This is a genomic window from Streptomyces polygonati, assembly GCF_042650325.1.
Lineage (GTDB): Bacteria > Actinomycetota > Actinomycetes > Streptomycetales > Streptomycetaceae > Actinacidiphila > Actinacidiphila polygonati.
The window spans coordinates 495466-513202 of record NZ_JBHSBB010000013.1 but is presented as its reverse complement, the minus strand read 5'-3'; the positions used below and the strand labels follow the sequence as shown (position 1 = coordinate 513202).

The window sequence follows — 17737 nt, the reverse complement described above, 5'->3', positions numbered from 1 at the left end:
AGCGGCGCGGGGGTCTGCGGGCCGCCCTCCCCTCGGGCGGAGGACTCGATCATGTCCTCCAGCTTATGTGCGTCACGGAACCGCTGCGGTGGACCTGCCAATGCATCGGATGTGCTACAGATCCGCCGCCGATTGCGGGTCACCCGGGACCGGCGGGCACACTGGCGGGCATGAACGGTTGGAGCGATGACACCGAGCGGCGACGGCTCACCGAGCCCCCGCTGCCCCCAGAACTGTCGCCGCGCCGCGCCGCTGCCGCCGGCGGGGTCCCGCCGCAGGCCGGCCGCCGCCAGCAGCCCGGTGGAGGTCCCGGGGGGAGCCCCGGTGGCAGCCCCGGTGGCGCGTTCGGCCCGCCCGACAGCGGCCGGGTGAGCGGTACCGGCGGCGGCCCGGGCGGCCGGCGCTGGAGCACCCGTAAGAAGATCGGCTACACCGCGCTGGGTCTGGTCGTGGTGCTGCTGGTGGTGTCCGTCTCCACGTACTTCTGGGCGGACTCCAAGGTGCGCCGCGAGGTGGACCTCAGCAAGGTGGAGGACCGGCCGCCGACCGGCAAGGGCACCAATTACCTGATCGTCGGCTCGGACAGCCGGGCGGGTCTGACCCCGGCCGAGGAGAAGCAGCTGCACACCGGCGCCGACAGCGGTCAGCGCACCGACTCGATGATGATCCTGCACACCGGCTCCAACGGCACCACGATGATGAGCCTGCCGCGTGACTCGTACGTCACCATCCCGGCCTTCACCGGGCAGCAGACGCACAAGCGGTACGCGGCCTCCACCCACAAGCTCAACCGCGCGTACTCCGACGGCGGGCCCGAGCTGCTGACCCGCACCATCGAGTACAACACCGGCATCCACATCGACCACTACGCCGAGATCGGCTTCGCCGGCTTCGTGAACCTGGTCGACGCGCTCGGCGGTGTGAACATGTGCCTGGACAAGCCGCTGCACGACAAGGCGTCGGGCGCGGACTTCTCGGCCGGCTGCCAGAAGCTCGACGGCAAGCAGTCGCTGGCCTTCGTGCGGCAGCGGCACCAGGAGGCCGACCAGGACCTGGGCCGGATGCGGAACCAGCAGAAGTTCCTGTCCACCCTGGCCCACCAGGCCGCCTCGCCGGCCACCGTCCTGAACCCGTTCAAGCTGTACCCGGTGATCGGCTCGGGCCTGGACACGCTGATCGTCGACAAGAAGATGAGTCTGCCGGACCTGGCGTCGATGTTCTGGGCGATGAAGGGCGTCACCGGTGGCGGCGGTCAGTCGATCACGGTGCCGATAGCCAACGCCAACTACAGCACCCCGAACGACGGCGACGCCGTCAAGTGGGACATGACGAAGGCCAAGACGCTGTTCGACGAGCTGAAGAACGACCAGAAGGTGACCGTCGGCACCCCGAAGTAGCCCGCCCCGAAGGGCATGTGTCCGGGAACGTGCGAACGGCCCCGGTCCCGCGACGAATTCGTCGCGGGACCGGGGCCGCCGGGTTTTCCGGGCTTGCGGTTTCCCGGTCCTCCGGTCTCCCGGTCCGCGTCAGTGACGCGCGGCCGGCTTGCGGCGCCGCAGGGCGAAGACCGAGCCGCCGCCGACGACGACCAGCGCCGCCGCGATACCCGCGATCATCGGGGTACTGCTGCTGCTACCGGTCTCGGCCAGGTTGGTGCTGCCACCGGCGGCCGGGGACGGCGCGTTGGTGTCGGCCACCACCGGAGCGGCGGCCGAGGTGGTCGCGGCCACCGTCGGGGTGCCGGTCGGGGTGCCGGCCGCCGGAGTGGTCGGCGTCCCGGTGGGTGCCGTGGTGGCGGGCGAGGTGGTCGGAGCCGCCGGGGTGGTGGGCGGCGGCGGGGGCGGAGTGGTCTCGCAGGGGGTGCCGTTCTTGACGTCCGCGGTGCCCGAGACGACGTCGCCGTTGGTCTTGACGACGCTGATGGTGTAGGTCGCGCTGGGCTGCCAGTCGACGGGGAAGGACACGTCGACGCCGGACGCGGATCCGACCACGTTCTCCTTCTGGCCGACCACGGTGTCGCCCTGCTTGACGGTGATCGTCACAGAGGTGCCGGAGCCGTCCTTGTCGTGGACGGTGATGACACCGTGGCCGGAGTCGCAGGTGGCGTCTCCGGTGAACTCGGTGATGCTGCAAGCGAACGCGCTGCCTGCAACGCCCAGCGCCAGAGCGGCTGCGGCGGAGGCGACGCCAATGGATCGCACTGCTATGGCGGTGCGGCGGTTAATAGACACGTCTTCCCTTCACGGGACTCGGATCACAAGCAGAGAAAGGCCGTTCAGCAGACGCATTGGGCCCCCCGTCCCGCTGATGGCCCTCACAGCTCTACAAGCCCCCTCGCACGCTTGTCAATTGATCGCAAACCCTCCGCTAAACCACCCGAACTACCCAAAGGACTCCTCGTGGGGCGCACTTCGAGCTGCGGTTATTACAGAGTTGAGACGCGGGAGGTTACGCGTGGAGGTCGCGCGCGACAACGATCCCCAGCACTTGGTTGGCGCCTTCACGCACTCGTTCTCACACCCGGGTGATCATCGGCGATGCGTCGCGGCGGGCCGGCCGCCGGGAATGCGCGAAGGTTATCCGCATCGATCCCGGCCGCATCGGTACGGCCGGGTTGTGGCTAGGCTGCCCGCCGTGACCCACCTGACAGAACCCGACATCCGCGACGGATCGGCACCCGCCGCCCAGGAGCACGGGACACCGCGCAGCGCCTACGTCCTCGCCGTGCTCGTCGGAGCCGCCGCGGTCGCCGCGATGTGCTGGAGCGGGCTCAACCACGATGTGCGCTACTGCCTCGGCGGCATGCGGGCGGCAGGACGCGGCGGCATCCCGGCGTCCGGGACGTTCATCCACCGGCCGCTGGCGTACCGCTGGCTGCTGTCGGGCCTCGATCACCTCACCACCGGTCCGGTCGCCCTGCGCGAGGCGTGGATACGGCTGGTGGTCATCGTCCTGACCGCCGCCGTCATCTGGTGGCTGCGCGGCGGACTCGCCCGCTACCTGGCCCGGCGCGAGGCCGGCGCGGTCGCGGCGGGCATCGGGCTCACCCTGCTCTTCGCCCCGGCCTGGGACTTCCTGCAACCGGAGTGGTTCGCGGTCTGGCTCGCCGTCGCGGGGCTGGCCGCCGGGACGGCACTGCGCCGGCTGCGGTACGCGGTCCCGGCGGCGGGTGTGCTGATAGCCCTGGCGGTGCTGGTCAAGTACACGACCGCGCCCACCGCGCTGCTGCCGCTGGGCGCGCTGATCGCGATGGACCGGCGCCGCGGCTGGTGGACCGCCGTCGCGGCCGCCGTCGCCACCCCGGCCGGCTTCGTCCTGGCCATCGCCGTCCAGCCGCGCGAGTGGCGGTGGTTCAACGAACTGTCCGCCCTCAACCCCAGCGGGCCGCTGCAGAACGGCTTCCACACCGCCGACCTGGCCCATCTCGTCGACACGGTGGGCACCGAGGCGCTGATGAACCCGCTGGTGGCGCTGCTGCCGGCCGCCGTCGTCCTGCTCGCCCGCGGCGCGGCGACCCGCCGGGAGCGCTGGGCATGGCCGCTGGTGACCGCCACCGGGGTGGCCGGAGTGCTGGTCGCGCTGATCGTGCAGGGCCAGTGGTTCCAGTACCACCTCGCCGCGCTGCCGGTGCTGGCCGCCGCCCTGTGGGGGCTGGTGCTGGCCCGCTCCCCGCACCGCTGGCTGGTCGCCGCCGCCCTGCTGCTCGGGGTGGCCGTGCCGCTGCTCGCCGGGCAGTCCCTGGCGTGGCGCAGCGCTCACGCGCCCCTCGCCTTCGCCCTGGTGTCGGTGGTGGCCGCCGCCGCGCTCTGCGTGGCCTTCCGCCCGGCCGAGGCACCGCCGCGGTATGCCGCCGCGGTCGCGACCGTCCTGGCGCTGTCGATCCCGGTCTGGCCGACGACCCCTTACTCGTACGACACCCGGCACTCCACCTTCACCGCCCTGGAACGGGTGCGGGACCGGCAGGACCTCGGGCGCTGGCTCGACGGGGTGCGGGAGCGGATCGGGCCGGACACCCCGGTCACCTATCTGGCGTTCGGGGACGTCGGCTACCAGCTGGGCAATCCGACCCACTGCCGCTACCCCACCCCGGACTTCCTCCAGCGCACCCTCTACGACCGGGACATCACCAGCCAGGCCAGCTACCGGGAGAATCTGCGCTGTGTGGCCGATCCGACCGCGCGCTTCGCGGTGCTGGACACCTGGTGGTTCCCGCTGAGCAAGGTGGCGCCGGAGGTGTCGGCGGCGATCCGGGCCCGGTACGACTGCGCTTCGCCGGTGGCCACCGACCCGGCCTTCCACCTGGTCGTCTGCCCGCGGCGGTGAGGGCGCCCTCCCGGGCGTTCCCACGCCCGGGAGGGCGCCGCGGCGGGTGGCGCTACGGCAGGTTGCGCGCCATGACGATCCGCTGCACCTGGTTGGTGCCTTCGTAGATCTGGGTGATCTTGGCGTCGCGCATCATCCGCTCCACCGGGTAGTCGCGTGTATAGCCGTAGCCGCCGAGGAGCTGGACCGCGTCGGTGGTGATCTCCATCGCCACATCGGAGGCGAAGCACTTGGCGGCGGCGCCGAAGAAGGTCAGGTCGGCGTCGACCCGTTCGGACTTGGCCGCGGCGGCGTAGGTGAGCTGCCGGGCGGCTTCGAGCTTCATCGCCATGTCGGCCAGCATGAACTGGATGCCCTGGAACTCCGCGATGGCCTTGCCGAACTGCTTGCGCTCGTTGACATAGCCCTTGGCGTAGTCCAGCGCGCCCTGGGCGATGCCGAGGGCTTGGGCGGCGATGGTGATGCGGGTGTGGTCGAGGGTCTTCATCGCGGTGGCGAAGCCGGTGCCCTCGGCGCCGATCAGCCGGTCGGCGGGGATGCGGACGTTGTCGAAGTAGACCTCGCGGGTCGGGGAGCCCTTGATGCCGAGCTTCTTCTCGGGGGCGCCGAAGGAGACGCCCTCGTCGCTCTTCTCCACCACGAAGGCGGAGATGCCCTTGGTGCGCAGCTCCGGGTCGGTGACGGCCAGCACCGTGTAGAAGCGCGACTGGCCGGCGTTGGTGATCCAGCGCTTGACGCCGTTGAGCACGTAGTCGTCGCCGTCACGGACCGCGCGGGTCTTCATGCCGGCCGCGTCCGAGCCGGCGTCCGGCTCGGACAGGCAGTAGGAGAACATGCCCTCGCCGCGGGCCAGCGCCCCCAGGTACTTGGCCTTCAGCTCCTCGGAACCGGCCAGTTGCACCGGCAGCGAGCCGAGCTTGTTGACCGCCGGGATGAGCGAGGAGGAGGCGCAGACCCGCGCGATCTCCTCGATCACGATGACGGTGGACAGCGCGTCGGCGCCGGAGCCGTCGTACGCCTCGGGGACGTGGACGGCGTGCAGGTCGTTGGCCTCCAGCGCCTCCAGCGCCTCCTGCGGGAAGCGGGCCTGCTCGTCCACCTCGGCGGCGTAGGGCGCGATCTTCGCCTCGGCGAGCGAGCGGACGGAGGCCCGCAGCGTGTCCTGCTCCTCGGAGGTCCGGAAGAAATCGAAGTCGGAGGATCCTGCCACAGTGTCTCACTCCCCGAGTGCTAACTACCGTTAAGTAACCGTACGATCCTAGGACGGTGACGGGCCGGCGGCATATGGTCTGCGCCGCCCCGGACGGGTGACGTTCACGACACCTTGTCGCCGAGGGTGTCCAGGCTGTGGGTGGCGACGAAGTCGGTCATCGTGTCGTTGCGCATCGCCTCCCAGAGTTCGGAGCAGGCGTTGTCGTCCAGCAGCACCACGGACTGCTTCTGGATCATGTCGAAACCGGCCACCGGGGCGTTCATGAACGCCATGTCGGACGAGCGGACGCCGCGCAGATTCCACACCAGGTCGCGCAGGTCGCCGTTGGACAGCTGGTCGTCGACGCTGACCACCGAGGTCACCTGGTCCAGGGTGTGCTTGAGCTTGAGCGGATTGCTGAAGGTGCCGCTCGACAGCATCTTGGACAGCACCGCCCGCAGGAAGTTCTGCTGCCGGTGGGTACGGTCCAGGTCACCGTTCGGCAGGCCGTAGCGCTCGCGCACGTAGTCGAGTGCCTCGGAGCCGTCCATGTGGTGGGTGCCGGCGCTCCAGACGGCGCCGGGGCCGCCGCCGTGCAGCCGGGATACGGTCTTGTCCACGGTGATGTCCACGCCGCCCTCGGCGTCGGTGAGCTGCTTGAAGCCGCTCCAGTCGATGACCGCGAGATGGTCGATCTTCACCTTGGTCATCCGCTGCACGGTGTCGATGAGCAGCGGCGGGCCGCCCCAGGAGAAGGCGGCGTTGAGCTTGGCCTTGCCGTGGCCGGGGATGTCCACCCAGGAGTCGCGGGGCAGCGAGACGACATAGGCGTGCTTGTGGTCGGCCGGCAGGTGGACCAGCATCATCGTGTCGCTGCGCTGGGCGCCCGGCTTCCACTCCGGGGCCTTCGCGTCCTTGCCGGTGGTCGGCAGGTCGGAGCGCGCGTCCAGGCCGACCAGCAGGAAGGTCTCGCTGCCGTCCTTGGAGGGCGGCGGCAGGGCGGAGGCGGGCACATTGGTCGGGAAGACGCCCGCGATGCGGTCGACGCGGCCGGTGTAGTGCTGGAAGGCCCAGTAGGAGGTGCCGGCCGCCAGCAGGACGCCGACACACAGCAGGACGAGGGCGCCGTACAGGACCCTGCGGGTGCGGCGGCGGCGCCGCACCTGGCGGGCCGGGTCGTCGGCGGTGCCGGGGCCCTCCGCCTTCCCGATGCCCGGCAGGGGCTCTTCCCCGGCCGTACCGTCCCTCGGGTCATCCCCCGCGCCGTCCCGGAGGCCGCTCCCCTTGCCGTCCTCCATGCCGTCTCCCGCGCCCTCGCCCGGGCCCCGCTCCGTACCGGCACCGTCTCTGGCACCGTCGACACTCTCGGCCACAACCCACCCCTTAGATGTATGCACGCATTGTGGACCGACTGGCCACCTGGGATACCTCATTCGGTTCACCCTGTGCGGACTATGCTTCGCCGCATGCCTCTGAAGCTCACCGTCATCGGCACCGGCTATCTCGGCGCCACCCACGCTGCCGCCATGGCCGAGTTGGGATTCGAGGTGCTCGGGCTCGACATCGACCCGGCCAAGATCGAGATGCTCTCCCGCGGCAAGGTGCCGATGTACGAGCCGGGTCTGGAGGACCTGCTCGCCCGGCACGTTACCGGCATGGACGGCTCCAGCGGGAGGCTGCGTTTCACCACTTCCTGGGAAGAGGTCGCCGACTTCGGCGATGTGCACTTCGTGTGCGTCAACACCCCCCAGAAGCACGGCGAGTACGCCTGCGACATGAGCTACGTGGAGAGCGCCTTCTCGCTGCTCGCCCCGCATCTGCGCCGCCCGGCGCTGGTGGTCGGCAAGTCGACGGTGCCGGTCGGCAGCGCGACCCGGCTGGCCGCGCTGCTGCGCGAACTCGCCCCGGCCGGACCGGACGCCGAGCTGGCCTGGAACCCCGAGTTCCTGCGCGAGGGCTTCGCCGTGAACGACACCCTGCACCCGGACCGGATCGTGGTCGGTGTGAACAGCGAGCACGCCGAGGAGCTGCTGCGCCAGGTGTACGCGGGCCCGCTCGCCGAGGGCACGCCCTTCGTGGTGGCCGATTATCCGACCGCCGAGCTGGTCAAGACCGCGGCGAACGCGTTCCTCGCCACCAAGATCTCCTTCATCAACGCGATGGCCGAGGTCAGCGAGGCAGCCGGCGGCGATGTCGCCAAGCTCGCGGAGGCGATCGGCCACGACGACCGGATCGGCCACAAATTCCTGCGGGCCGGCATCGGTTTCGGCGGCGGCTGCCTGCCCAAGGACATCCGCGCCTTCATGGCCCGGGCCGGTGAACTGGGCGCCGACCAGGCGCTGACCTTCCTGCGCGAGGTCGACTCGATCAATATGCGCCGCCGCACCCACATGGTGGAGATGGCCCGCGAGGCGGTCGGCGGCGGCTTCCTGGGCCGCCGGATCGCGGTGCTCGGCGCCAGCTTCAAGCCGGACTCCGACGACGTACGCGACTCCCCCGCGCTCAACGTGGCCGGTCAGATCCACCTGCAAGGCGGCCAGGTCACGGTCTACGACCCCAAGGGCATGGAGAACGCCAAGCGGCTCTTCCCCACCCTCGGCTACGCCCCCACGGCGATCGACGCGGTGCGCGGCGCCGAAGTCGTCCTGCACCTCACCGAATGGCGGGAGTTCCGCGAACTGGACCCCGTCGCGCTGGCCGAGGTCGCCGGACACCGCCGCATCCTGGACGGCCGCAACGCGCTCGATCCCGCGCTGTGGCGCAAGGCCGGGTGGACGTACCGCGCGATGGGCCGCCCGTCGGCCTGAGGCCGGAGCCCGGTGCCGGCCGCTCGAAGCAGGTCGTTCGCCAACCGCTCGCCCGAAGGCCGGCCGTTCGAAGGCCGCTCGCTCGAAAGCCGGCCCGTCAGCGGGTCTTGTCGGCGCCGGCCTTGCGGCGCTTGGCCCGGTGGGCCGTGCTCGCCTGCGGACGCGCCTCGGCCAGGAACGATTCCGCCTGCTCCACGGCGTCGCGGGCCGGGATGGCCCGGAAGACCCAGGTGCGGTAGGACCAGAAGCGGAACAGCGTCGCCACCCCGATACCGGCGAACTTGAAGACATTGCTCTGCAGTTGGCTGTCCCAGCCGAAGCCGTAGGTCGCCAGGTACAGAACGCCGTTCTCGATCACCAGGCCGATCGCGCTGAAGAACAGGAACAGGCTGAGTTCCTTGGTCCGCCCGGCCTTGTCACGGTCGCGATAAGTGAAGTACCGGAACCCCACGTAGTTGAAGACGATGGACACCATCGTGGCGAGAATGCTGGCCCGCACGGTCTGCAACTGGGTGCCGTGCCGGACGAGGTTGAAGACGCCGATGTTGACCAGGACGCCCACCGCGCCGACTGCTCCGAACTTCGCGATCTCGCGGTAGACCCGCCTCAGCCTGACTCGCATCGCGCGCAGTCCGCTCATAAATCGCTCGGCCCTGTTCTGTGGGGGGTCGGGTGCTTGGTGAGATCGGGGTGATGAAGTGAGGAATCCCCCACATGCTAGCCGCCCGGTGCGTCAATACCCCGACCGAGGGCGTTATTCGTCTGCTCGTACGCCGGATACCCTGGTAGAGCCAGTTTGCCGGGGTGCGGTTCCTCTTCGGACGGAGCCGGGCCCCGTGTACCACGCGCATCTCCGGCAGGAAAAAACGTGACCTTCCCCGTAGTCGGCATGGTGGGGGGCGGCCAGCTCGCCCGTATGACCCATGAAGCGGGCATCCCGCTCGGTATCCGGTTCAAGATTCTCAGCGACACCCCGCAGGACTCGGCGGCGCAGGTGGTGGCCGATGTGACGGTCGGCGACTACCGCGACCTGGCCACCCTGCGGGCCTTCGCGGCCGGCTGCGATGTGATCACCTTCGACCACGAGCATGTGCCGACCGAGCACCTGCGCGCGCTGGAGGCCGAGGGGGTCGTCCTGCGCCCCGGCGCCGACGCGCTGGTGCACGCCCAGGACAAGGGGGTGATGCGGACCCGGCTCGCCGCGATCGGGGTGCCCTGCCCGCGCAACCGGATCGTCACCGACGCGGCCGATGTGACGCGGTTCGCGGACGAGACCGGCGGCTTCCCGGTCGTGCTCAAGACCGTACGCGGCGGCTACGACGGCAAGGGCGTGTGGATCGTACGGTCCGAGGCGGACGCCGGGCAGCCGTTCCGGGCCGGTGTGCCGGTGCTGGCCGAGGAGAAGGTGGACTTCGTCCGGGAGCTGGCCGCCAATGTGGTGCGCTCGCCGCACGGCCAGGCGGTGGCTTATCCGGTGGTGGAATCCGTGCAGGTGAACGGCGTGTGCGACACCGTGATCGCGCCCGCGCCGGGCCTGTCCGAGGAGATGTCGGCGCGGGCGCAGGGGCTGGCCCTGACCATCGCCCGCGAGCTGGGCGTGATCGGGCACCTGGCGGTCGAGCTGTTCGAGACCACCGACGGACGCGTGCTGGTCAACGAACTGGCCATGCGCCCGCACAACAGCGGTCACTGGACGATGGACGGGGCCGGCACCTCGCAGTTCGCCAACCATCTGCGGGCGGTGCTCGACCTGCCGCTCGGCGACCCGCGGCCCCGCGCGCCCTGGACGGTGATGGCCAATGTCCTCGGCGGCGACTACCCCGACATGTACCCCGCCTATCTGCACTGCATGGCCCGCGACCCGGGACTGAAGATCCACATGTACGGCAAGGACGTGAAGCCGGGCCGCAAGGTCGGGCACGTCAACACCTACGGCGACGACCTGGCCGAGGTGCGCGAGCGCGCCCGGCACGCGGCCGACTATCTGCGAGGAACGATCGATGAGTGACGCACCCGGGACCGACCCCGTCATCGGCATCGTGATGGGCTCCGACTCGGACTGGCCGGTGATGGAGGGCGCGGCGCAGGCCCTGGACGAGTTCTCGGTGCCCTACGAGGTGGATGTCGTCTCCGCGCACCGTATGCCGCGCGAGATGATCGCCTACGGCGAGCAGGCGGCCGAACGCGGCCTCCGGGCGATCATCGCCGGCGCGGGCGGCGCCGCGCACCTGCCGGGGATGCTGGCCGCGGTGACCCCGCTGCCGGTGATCGGCGTGCCGGTGCCGCTGAAGTATCTGGACGGCATGGACTCGCTGCTGTCGATCGTGCAGATGCCGCCCGGGGTGCCGGTGGCCACCGTCTCGGTCGGCGGCGGACGCAACGCGGGGCTGCTGGCGGTACGGATGCTGGCCGCGCACGATCCGGCGCTGCTGGCGCGGATGCGGGAGTTCCAGGTGTCGCTGAACGAGCAGGCGACGGAGAAGGGCAAGCGGCTGCGGGCGAAGGTGTCGGGGGCGGCGGGGTTCGGCTTCGGGCACTGACGCGATCCGGGGCTGGCGCGCGTCCGCGCTGGTCGAGCGTTGCCGGGGTAGTTTTCCACAGGGCTTCCGGCGGTGGGTCGGCGCGGCTCAATAGAGTGTTCGGCATGGACCTTCTGAGCCGTGCCCGTCACCTGCTTGCCGCTCACCCCGTCGTGGACGGTCACAACGACCTGCCGTGGGGCCTGCGCGAGCAGGTGGCGTACGACCTCGACCGCCTCGACATCGCGGCCGATCAGACCGGTCGTACGCACACCGACATCCCGCGGCTGCGGGCCGGCGGCGTCGGGGCGCAGTTCTGGTCGGTGTTCGTGCCGGTGGAGCTGACCGGCGGCGCCGCCGTCACCGCCACGCTGGAGCAGATCGACGTGGTCCGGCGGATGACCGAGCGATATCCGGCGGATCTGCTGCTCGCGCTCACCGCCGACGACATGGAGGCCGCCCGTACGCAGGGCCGTATCGCCTCCCTGATGGGCGCGGAGGGCGGGCACTCCATCGACTGCTCGCTGGCCGTCCTGCGCCAGTTGTACGGACTGGGCGTGCGCTACATGACGCTCACCCACAACGCGAACACGCCGTGGGCGGACTCCGCGACCGACGAGCCCGCGGCCCACGGCCTCACCGCCTTCGGCGAGGAGGTCGTCCGCGAGATGAACCGGCTCGGCATGCTGGTGGACCTCTCCCATGTCTCCCCCGACACCATGCGGCACGCGCTGCGCGTCGCCGAGGCCCCGGTGCTGTTCTCCCACTCCTCGGCCCGGGCGGTCTGCGACCACGTCCGCAACATCCCGGACGACGTCCTGGCCCTCCTGCCGGCCAACGGCGGCGTCGCCATGGCCACTTTCGTGCCCAAGTTCATCCTCCCCGCGGCGATCGACTGGACGCTGGAGGCCGACGCCAATATGCGGGCCCACGGACTGCACCCCCTGGACACCACCCCCGAGGCGATGACCGTGCAGCACGCCTTTGAGGCCACCCACCCCCGGCCTCCGGCCACCGTCTCGACCGTCGCCGACCACCTGGACCACATGCGGGAGGTGGCCGGAATCGAGCACCTCGGCCTGGGCGGCGACTTCGACGGCACCGCCTTCACCCCGACCGGGCTCAGCGATGTCGCCGGCTACCCCAATCTGATCGCCGAGCTCCTGGACCGGGGCTGGTCGGACGCCGACCTCGCCCGGCTCACCTGGCGGAACGCCGTCCGGGTGCTGCGCGACGCCGAGTCGGCGGCGGTCACCCTGCGGGCGAAGCGGGGTCCGTCGACGGCGGGCATAGACAGCCTCGACGGCTGAGGGGCAGGTCAGTCGGGGGCCGGTCGGGGCGGGGCGGCTGGCACTCAGCCCCGGGCTACTCAGCCTCGGCCCCGGACTCCGCGTCGGCTCAGGCGATGATCTGCTCGGGCGGACGGCGCGGCACGATCTCCTGCGCGAGGAAGAGCGCGAAGACCGGCGGGCGCTGCTGCAGCAACTCCAGCCGGCCGCCGTCCGCCTCGGCGAGGTCGCGGGCCACCGCGAGGCCCAGTCCGGTGGAGTTGCGTCCGCTGACCGCGCGTTCGAAGACCCGGGCGCCGAGGTCGGGCGGCACACCGGGGCCGTCGTCGGAGACCTCGACCACGGCCTGGTTGCCGGTGACGCGGGTGTGCAGGGCGACGGTGCCGGCGCCGTGCATCAGGGAGTTCTCGATGAGGGTGGCCAGCACCTGGGCCACCGCGCCGGGGGTGCCGACCGCGCGCAGCGAGCGGGTGCCGGAGAAGACCAGGCTGCGGCCCTCGGACTGGTAGGCGGGGCGCCACTCCTCGACCTGCTGGCGGATCACCTCGTCGAGGTCGAAGTCCACGGCGGAGCCGGACCGGGGATCGCGGGAGTTGGTCAGCAGCCGCTGCACCACGTCGGTGAGCCGCTCGACCTGGCCCAGCGCGATAGTGGCCTCCTCCTTGACCGCCTCCTTGTCCTGGGCGGTGGCCACGATCTCCTCCAGCCGCATGGACAGCGCGGTCAGCGGGGTGCGCAACTGGTGCGAGGCGTCGGCGGCGAGGCGGCGCTCGGCGGTGAGCATCCGCCCGATCCGCTCGGCGCTGGCGTCCAGCACATCCGCGATCCGGTCCAGCTCGGGGACTCCGTAGCGGCGGTGCCGGGGCCGGGGGTCGCCGGAGCCGAGCCGCTCGGCGGTCTCGGCGAGGTCGGTGAGCGGGCTGGCTAGCCGCCGGGCCTGCCGGACGGCGAGGGCCACCGCGGCGAGCACCGCCAGCAGCGCCACCGCCAGGATCACCAGCAGGGTGCGGCCGATCTGCTGGCTGACCTTGGAGCGGGCCTCCTCGACGGTGACGGTCTCCCCCGAGTCACCGCTCTGGGTGGAGGAGATGGCCGCGCCGTGCGGCCGGTCGCCGAGCCGTACCTCCGGGTGGCCGGGCACCCGGACCACCGCGAAGCGGCCGTTGGAGATCAGCGGGTCCAGATGCCTGGCGTCCAGCGCCTCCTTGGCGTTGATGCGGTTCTCCACCACGCCGACCAGCCGCACCGCCTCGGACTGCACACCGTCCTGGGCACTGCTCTGGATGGTCCTGGTCTCCACGATGACCAGGGAGATGCCGAAGACCGCGATCACGACGAGCACCACGGCCAGCGTGGAGGAGATCAGGCGGCGGCGCATGAGAGGCGGCGGTTCAGTTCTTCTCGAACCGGAAGCCCACTCCGCGGACGGTGGAGATGAACCGGGGGTTGGCCGCGTCGTCGCCCAGCTTCTTGCGCAGCCAGGAGATGTGCATGTCGAGGGTCTTCGTGGACGACCACCAGGTGGTGTCCCATACCTCGCGCATCAGCTGTTCGCGGGTGACCACCCGCCCCGCGTCCCGGACCAGCACCCGCAGCAGGTCGAACTCCTTGGCGGTGAGCTGGAGTTCGTCGTCCCCCATCCAGGCGCGGTGGGACTCGACGTCGATCCGCACCCCGTGGGTGGAGGGCTGGGCCGGCTCGGTGGTGCCGCGGCGGAGCAGGGCGCGGACCCGGGCGAGCAGTTCGGCGAGGCGGAAGGGCTTGGTGACGTAGTCGTCGGCGCCGGCGTCCAGGCCGACGACGGTGTCGACCTCGTCGGCGCGGGCGGTGAGCACCAGTACGGGGAAGGTGTGGCCCTCGACGCGGATCCGGCGGCACACGTCGAGACCGTCCATGTCGGGCAGACCGAGGTCGAGTACGACCAGGTCCACGGCGCCGAGCAGCGCCGTCTCCAGTGCGGTGGGTCCGTCCTCGCGCACCTCGACCTCGTAGCCCTCACGGCGCAGCGCGCGCGCCAGTGGCTCCGAGATGGATGCGTCGTCCTCAGCGAGAAGTACGCGGGTCATGGGCTTGATGGTAGTCCGCACGGGACGGTCCCGACTCGGTGGTACGCACGGGGCTGTGGACAAGCCGTTACGCGCTGCGCTGGGAGGTGCCCTGAGCAGGCGCTTTGCCGGGCGGTCGGCGGGCGGGGCCGCTGCCGGGCCGGATCAGCGCGCGCCCGGCGGCGTGCGCCGTCTCACCGGGCCGTCCCGCTAGGAGGGTGCGGCGAGCTCCGCCCACACCGTCTTGCCCGGCTGGCCGTCGTGGCGGATCACGCCCCAGTCCAGGCACAGTCGCTGCACGATGAACATACCGTGGCCGCCGGGGCGCCCCGCGCGGTGGGGAGTGCGGGGGGCCGGGTCGCCGGGGCCGCCGTCCACGACCTCCATGCGCAGCGCCTTGGGGCTGTGCCACAGCCGCAGTTCGTCGGGGCCACCGGCATGCAGGCAGGCGTTGGTGACGAGTTCGGAGACCACCAGCAGGACATCCTCGGCGGCCGCCCGGCGATCGGCGGTGGCGGCCGGCAGCCAGCCCCAGTCGTGCAGCGCCTGCCGGGTGAAGTCCCGGGCTCGCGGCACGACGCCGCTCTCCCCCGACAGCGTCAGTCGCCTCATCGGCTCCGGCGGTCGGGTGTGCACGTCGGGCTCGCCTTCGGAGCCTCCCGCGTCCGGGCCGCGATCGTCCGCGGCGTAGGGCCGGGTGGTGCTCATCTGGGCCTCACCTCACGGATGTCCAACTGCGGTCCGACAGTCTTCTGCCCGGTCGATCTCCGGGAACACGTCCGGAACGGCGCCAATGCTCGTACGCTCCGGCGAAGGTCACTCACGCCTTGCCCCCCGTCCACACTCCACTAATCCTGAAGCGCCTGGTCGAGCGTGTCATGCAGGGTGAAGACGGCTTCGGCCCCGGTGATCTCGAAGACCCGGGCGACCGTCGGCCGCATCGCCGCCAGATGGACGGCGCCGCCGATGGCCTCGACCCGCAACCGGGCGCCGAGCAGCACATTCAACCCGGTGGAGTCGCAGAAGGCCAGATTCGCGCAGTCGATCACCAGCCGGGTCACGCCGGCGTCCACCGCCGCGCCGAGCGGCTCGGCGAGGACATCCGCAGTGTGGTGGTCCAGCTCTCCCGACGGCGTGAAAACCGCGGTGTGGCCTACCTGCCTGACCTCGACACGCAGCCTGCCCAGGTCGGCGGTGCCGACCGCCTCGCGGTCCATGTGAACTCCTTATTGCATCCCTGGTGACGCGTTCCGACCCTACGCGTTCGGGGCCACTGACGGTAGTCGGCACGTTTCCCGCACTTTTCGCCCACCCGCCGCGGACCTGCTGATGTCCCCCGCCAGGACTTGCGGCACGCCCCGGATGAGGGGTACAGGTGGATATACGGCATTGGCACGGCCATGCGCCGGCAGCCGACGCCGAAGCAAGGAGAGGGAGGAGCACATGACACCCCGGCTCGGCCTGGATCACCCGCAGGAACAGCTCGAGGGTCTTGAGGGGCTCCCGGAGATTCCCCCCTACGACGAGATCGGACCGGTCGACGCGCGCGCCCTGTCCAAGACGCTCTTCTCCCGCCTCCGGACGCTGGAGGAGGGCACCCACGACTACGCGTACGTCCGCAACACGCTGGTGGAGCTGAATCTGGCGCTGGTGAAGTTCGCGGCCTCCCGGTTCCGCACCCGCAGCGAACCGATGGAGGACATCATCCAGGTCGGCACGATCGGCCTGATCAAGGCCATCGACCGGTTCGAGCTCAGCCGCGAGGTGGAGTTCCCGACGTTCGCGATGCCGACGATCGTCGGTGAGATCAAGCGGTTCTTCCGGGACACCAGCTGGTCGGTACGGGTGCCGCGCCGGCTCCAGGAGCTGCGCCTGGACCTGGCCAAGGCCGGCGACGAGCTGGCCCAGCAGCTGGACCGCACGCCCACCGTGCGGGAGCTGGCCGAGAAGCTGGACCTGCCCGAGGACGAGGTGATCGAGGGCATGGCGGCGAGCAACGCGTACACCGCCAGCTCGCTGGACGCCCAGCCCGCCGAGGACGACCCGGAAGGCGCGCTGGCCGACCGGATCGGCTACGAGGACCACGACCTGGAGGGCGTGGAGTACCTGGAGTCGCTGAAGCCGCTGATCGCGAGCCTGTCGTCGCGGGACCGCGAGATCCTCTCGCTGCGCTTCGTCGGCAATCTCACGCAGTCGGAGATCGGCGAGGAGCTGGGGATCTCGCAGATGCACGTGTCCCGGCTGCTCACCCGCACGCTCTCGCGGCTGCGCCGGGGGCTGATGGTCGAGGAGTAGCCCCCGGGGCAGTAGCCCCCGGGACGGCCGGGCGCCGGGTCAGCGCGGACCCACCGGTTCTCCCGCCCGCCACACCGCCGCCGTCAGGGGCACGCCCGGGCGGTAGGCGAGGTGGAAGTGGCTGGGTGCTTCCAGCAGCTGCAGGTCGGCGCGTGCGCCCGGGGCGACGATACCGATGTCGGTACGGCGCAGGGCGCGCGCGCCGCCGTACGTAGCGGCGCGGACCGCCTCGTCGGGTGTCATGCCCATGTCCCGGACGGCCACCGCCACGCAGAACGGCATCGAGGTCGTGAAGGACGAGCCCGGGTTGCAGTCGGTGGACAGCGCGACGGTGGCGCCGGCGTCCAGCAGCCGGCGGGCGTCCGGGTACACCGCGCGGGTGGAGAACTCCGCGCCGGGCAGCAGGGTGGCGACCGTGGTGGCGGCGCCGCCGGCCAGGGCGTCGACATCCGCGTCCGTGAGATGGGTGCAGTGGTCGGCGGAGGCGGCGCCGAGTTCCACCGCGAGGCGGACACCGGGGCCGGGGCCGAGCTGGTTGGCGTGGACGCGAGGGATCAGGCCGCGGGCCCGGCCGGCGGTGAGGATCGCGCGGGCCTGGTCGCCGTCGAAGGCGCCCCGCTCGCAGAACACGTCGATCCAGCGGGCGTGGGGCGCGCACGCGTCGAGCATCGCGCCGGTCACCAGGTCCACGTACCCGGCCGGGTCACCGGTGAATTCCGGAGCCACCACGTGCGCGCCGAGGTAGGTCACCTCGTCGGTGTGCGCCGCGGCGATCCGCAGGGACCGGGCCTCGTCATGCACGGTGAGGCCGTAGCCGGACTTGGTCTCCATCGTCGTGGTGCCCTGGGCGAGGGCTTCGCCGAGGTGGCGCGCGACGTTCGCCGACAGCTCGGCGTCGGAGGCGGCGCGGGTGGCGGCGACGGTGGTGCGGATTCCGCCCGCGCGGTAGGGACGGCCGGACATCCGGGCGGCGAACTCGGCGCTGCGGTCGCCGGCGAAGACCAGGTGGGAGTGCGAGTCGACGAAGCCCGGGAGCAGCGCCCGGCCGTCCGCGTCGACCCGATTGTCAGTGGCGGGTGCTTTGCTGTTCGCACCGGTCCAGACGACGCGGTCGCCCTCGATGACGACGGCCGCGTCCTGGATCAGACCGAGGGGATCGCCGGGAGTGGTGAGGGAGGGATCGTTGGTGACCAGGCTGCCGATGTTGGTGATGACCGTGCTGGTCGTCATCGCCTTCGCTTTCCATGTCCTTGTCCGGCGGGGAGCC

The 17737-nt window shown here is 71.1% G+C and carries 16 protein-coding genes; 7 read left to right on the top strand and 9 right to left on the bottom strand.

The genetic code is table 11. The features are described 5' to 3' along the window. Positions 1–170: 170 nt before the first annotated feature. Positions 171–1397: an LCP family protein gene (locus tag ACFO3J_RS20435; protein ID WP_386430969.1), complete on the top strand. Its 1227-nt coding sequence runs from the start codon at positions 171–173 to the stop codon at positions 1395–1397. A gap of 129 nt (positions 1398–1526) precedes the next feature. Here the strand turns inward: ACFO3J_RS20435 and ACFO3J_RS20430 are convergent, their stop codons facing one another. Next, the gene (locus ACFO3J_RS20430; RefSeq protein WP_386430967.1) at positions 1527–2231 is read right to left on the bottom strand and encodes an LAETG motif-containing sortase-dependent surface protein; all 705 of its coding nucleotides are present in this window, start codon (positions 2229–2231) and stop codon (positions 1527–1529) included. Between the two features lie 403 nt (positions 2232–2634). Here ACFO3J_RS20430 and ACFO3J_RS20425 point away from each other — a divergent pair, with 403 nt between their 5' ends. Beyond that, the gene (locus ACFO3J_RS20425; protein ID WP_386430965.1) at positions 2635–4323 is read left to right on the top strand and encodes an ArnT family glycosyltransferase; all 1689 of its coding nucleotides are present in this window, start codon (positions 2635–2637) and stop codon (positions 4321–4323) included. A gap of 52 nt (positions 4324–4375) precedes the next feature. Here the strand turns inward: ACFO3J_RS20425 and ACFO3J_RS20420 are convergent, their stop codons facing one another. Beyond that, a complete protein-coding gene (locus ACFO3J_RS20420) occupies positions 4376–5533 on the bottom strand; it encodes an acyl-CoA dehydrogenase family protein (RefSeq protein WP_386430963.1) in 1158 nt (385 codons plus the stop codon). 104 nt (positions 5534–5637) lie between these two features. Beyond that, complete coding sequence (locus ACFO3J_RS20415) at positions 5638–6888, bottom strand: LCP family protein (protein WP_386430961.1); 1251 nt, start codon at positions 6886–6888, stop codon at positions 5638–5640. A 93-nt stretch (positions 6889–6981) separates the two neighbouring features. On the opposite strand from ACFO3J_RS20415, the gene ACFO3J_RS20410 reads away from it, so the two are divergent. Beyond that, positions 6982–8322, top strand: coding sequence for a UDP-glucose dehydrogenase family protein (locus tag ACFO3J_RS20410; protein WP_386430959.1), 1341 nt, complete (start codon positions 6982–6984; stop codon positions 8320–8322). 97 nt (positions 8323–8419) lie between these two features. On the opposite strand, the gene ACFO3J_RS20405 is transcribed toward ACFO3J_RS20410, so the two are convergent. After that, positions 8420–8962, bottom strand: coding sequence for a GtrA family protein (locus ACFO3J_RS20405; protein ID WP_386430957.1), 543 nt, complete (start codon positions 8960–8962; stop codon positions 8420–8422). 228 nt (positions 8963–9190) lie between these two features. Between ACFO3J_RS20405 and ACFO3J_RS20400 the strand changes: the two genes are divergently transcribed. From ACFO3J_RS20400 to ACFO3J_RS20390, 3 genes are all read left to right on the top strand, one after another. Further along, a complete protein-coding gene (locus tag ACFO3J_RS20400; protein WP_386430955.1) occupies positions 9191–10330 on the top strand; it encodes a 5-(carboxyamino)imidazole ribonucleotide synthase in 1140 nt (379 codons plus the stop codon). Next, the gene (purE, locus tag ACFO3J_RS20395; protein ID WP_386430953.1) at positions 10323–10862 is read left to right on the top strand and encodes a 5-(carboxyamino)imidazole ribonucleotide mutase; all 540 of its coding nucleotides are present in this window, start codon (positions 10323–10325) and stop codon (positions 10860–10862) included. The genes ACFO3J_RS20400 and purE overlap by 8 nt, the downstream gene beginning before the upstream one ends. A 104-nt stretch (positions 10863–10966) precedes the next feature. Continuing rightward, positions 10967–12151: a dipeptidase gene (locus ACFO3J_RS20390; protein WP_386430951.1), complete on the top strand. Its 1185-nt coding sequence runs from the start codon at positions 10967–10969 to the stop codon at positions 12149–12151. A gap of 88 nt (positions 12152–12239) precedes the next feature. Here ACFO3J_RS20390 and ACFO3J_RS20385 read toward each other — a convergent pair whose 3' ends face one another. The 4 genes from ACFO3J_RS20385 to ACFO3J_RS20370 all read right to left on the bottom strand — a co-directional run bounded on the left by ACFO3J_RS20385 (position 12240) and on the right by ACFO3J_RS20370 (position 15392). Beyond that, positions 12240–13508 (bottom strand): ATP-binding protein, encoded by a 1269-nt coding sequence (locus tag ACFO3J_RS20385; protein WP_386430949.1) that lies wholly within the window; start codon positions 13506–13508, stop codon positions 12240–12242. A 13-nt stretch (positions 13509–13521) separates the two neighbouring features. After that, positions 13522–14196, bottom strand: coding sequence for a response regulator transcription factor (locus tag ACFO3J_RS20380; protein ID WP_093742916.1), 675 nt, complete (start codon positions 14194–14196; stop codon positions 13522–13524). A gap of 189 nt (positions 14197–14385) precedes the next feature. Further along, positions 14386–14883 carry an ATP-binding protein gene (locus ACFO3J_RS20375; protein WP_386430947.1) on the bottom strand — a complete coding sequence of 166 codons (498 nt, stop codon included), beginning with the start codon at positions 14881–14883 and terminating at the stop codon, positions 14386–14388. 140 nt (positions 14884–15023) lie between these two features. After that, on the bottom strand, positions 15024–15392 hold the full coding sequence (locus ACFO3J_RS20370) for an STAS domain-containing protein (protein WP_386430945.1): 369 nt from the start codon (positions 15390–15392) through the stop codon (positions 15024–15026). Positions 15393–15618: 226 nt separating this feature from the next. Here ACFO3J_RS20370 and ACFO3J_RS20365 point away from each other — a divergent pair, with 226 nt between their 5' ends. Continuing rightward, positions 15619–16470 (top strand): RNA polymerase sigma factor SigF, encoded by an 852-nt coding sequence (locus ACFO3J_RS20365; RefSeq protein WP_386430943.1) that lies wholly within the window; start codon positions 15619–15621, stop codon positions 16468–16470. Positions 16471–16509: 39 nt separating this feature from the next. Here ACFO3J_RS20365 and hutI read toward each other — a convergent pair whose 3' ends face one another. Beyond that, a complete protein-coding gene (hutI, locus tag ACFO3J_RS20360) occupies positions 16510–17700 on the bottom strand; it encodes an imidazolonepropionase (RefSeq protein WP_386430941.1) in 1191 nt (396 codons plus the stop codon). Positions 17701–17737 lie beyond the last annotated feature (37 nt).

What these genes read in the sequence shown, in the direction of transcription:
- ACFO3J_RS20435 (WP_386430969.1), top strand. Translation starts at nt 171, where the DNA reads ATGAACGGTTGGAGCGATGACACCGAGCGGCGACGGCTCACCGAGCCC.
- ACFO3J_RS20410 (WP_386430959.1), top strand. Translation starts at nt 6,982, where the DNA reads ATGCCTCTGAAGCTCACCGTCATCGGCACCGGCTATCTCGGCGCCACC.
- ACFO3J_RS20405 (WP_386430957.1), bottom strand. Translation starts at nt 8,962, where the DNA reads ATGAGCGGACTGCGCGCGATGCGAGTCAGGCTGAGGCGGGTCTACCGC.
- purE (WP_386430953.1), top strand. Translation starts at nt 10,323, where the DNA reads ATGAGTGACGCACCCGGGACCGACCCCGTCATCGGCATCGTGATGGGC.
- ACFO3J_RS20390 (WP_386430951.1), top strand. Translation starts at nt 10,967, where the DNA reads ATGGACCTTCTGAGCCGTGCCCGTCACCTGCTTGCCGCTCACCCCGTC.
- ACFO3J_RS20385 (WP_386430949.1), bottom strand. Translation starts at nt 13,508, where the DNA reads ATGCGCCGCCGCCTGATCTCCTCCACGCTGGCCGTGGTGCTCGTCGTG.
- ACFO3J_RS20380 (WP_093742916.1), bottom strand. Translation starts at nt 14,196, where the DNA reads ATGACCCGCGTACTTCTCGCTGAGGACGACGCATCCATCTCGGAGCCA.
- ACFO3J_RS20375 (WP_386430947.1), bottom strand. Translation starts at nt 14,883, where the DNA reads ATGAGCACCACCCGGCCCTACGCCGCGGACGATCGCGGCCCGGACGCG.
- ACFO3J_RS20370 (WP_386430945.1), bottom strand. Translation starts at nt 15,392, where the DNA reads ATGGACCGCGAGGCGGTCGGCACCGCCGACCTGGGCAGGCTGCGTGTC.
- ACFO3J_RS20365 (WP_386430943.1), top strand. Translation starts at nt 15,619, where the DNA reads ATGACACCCCGGCTCGGCCTGGATCACCCGCAGGAACAGCTCGAGGGT.
- hutI (WP_386430941.1), bottom strand. Translation starts at nt 17,700, where the DNA reads ATGACGACCAGCACGGTCATCACCAACATCGGCAGCCTGGTCACCAAC.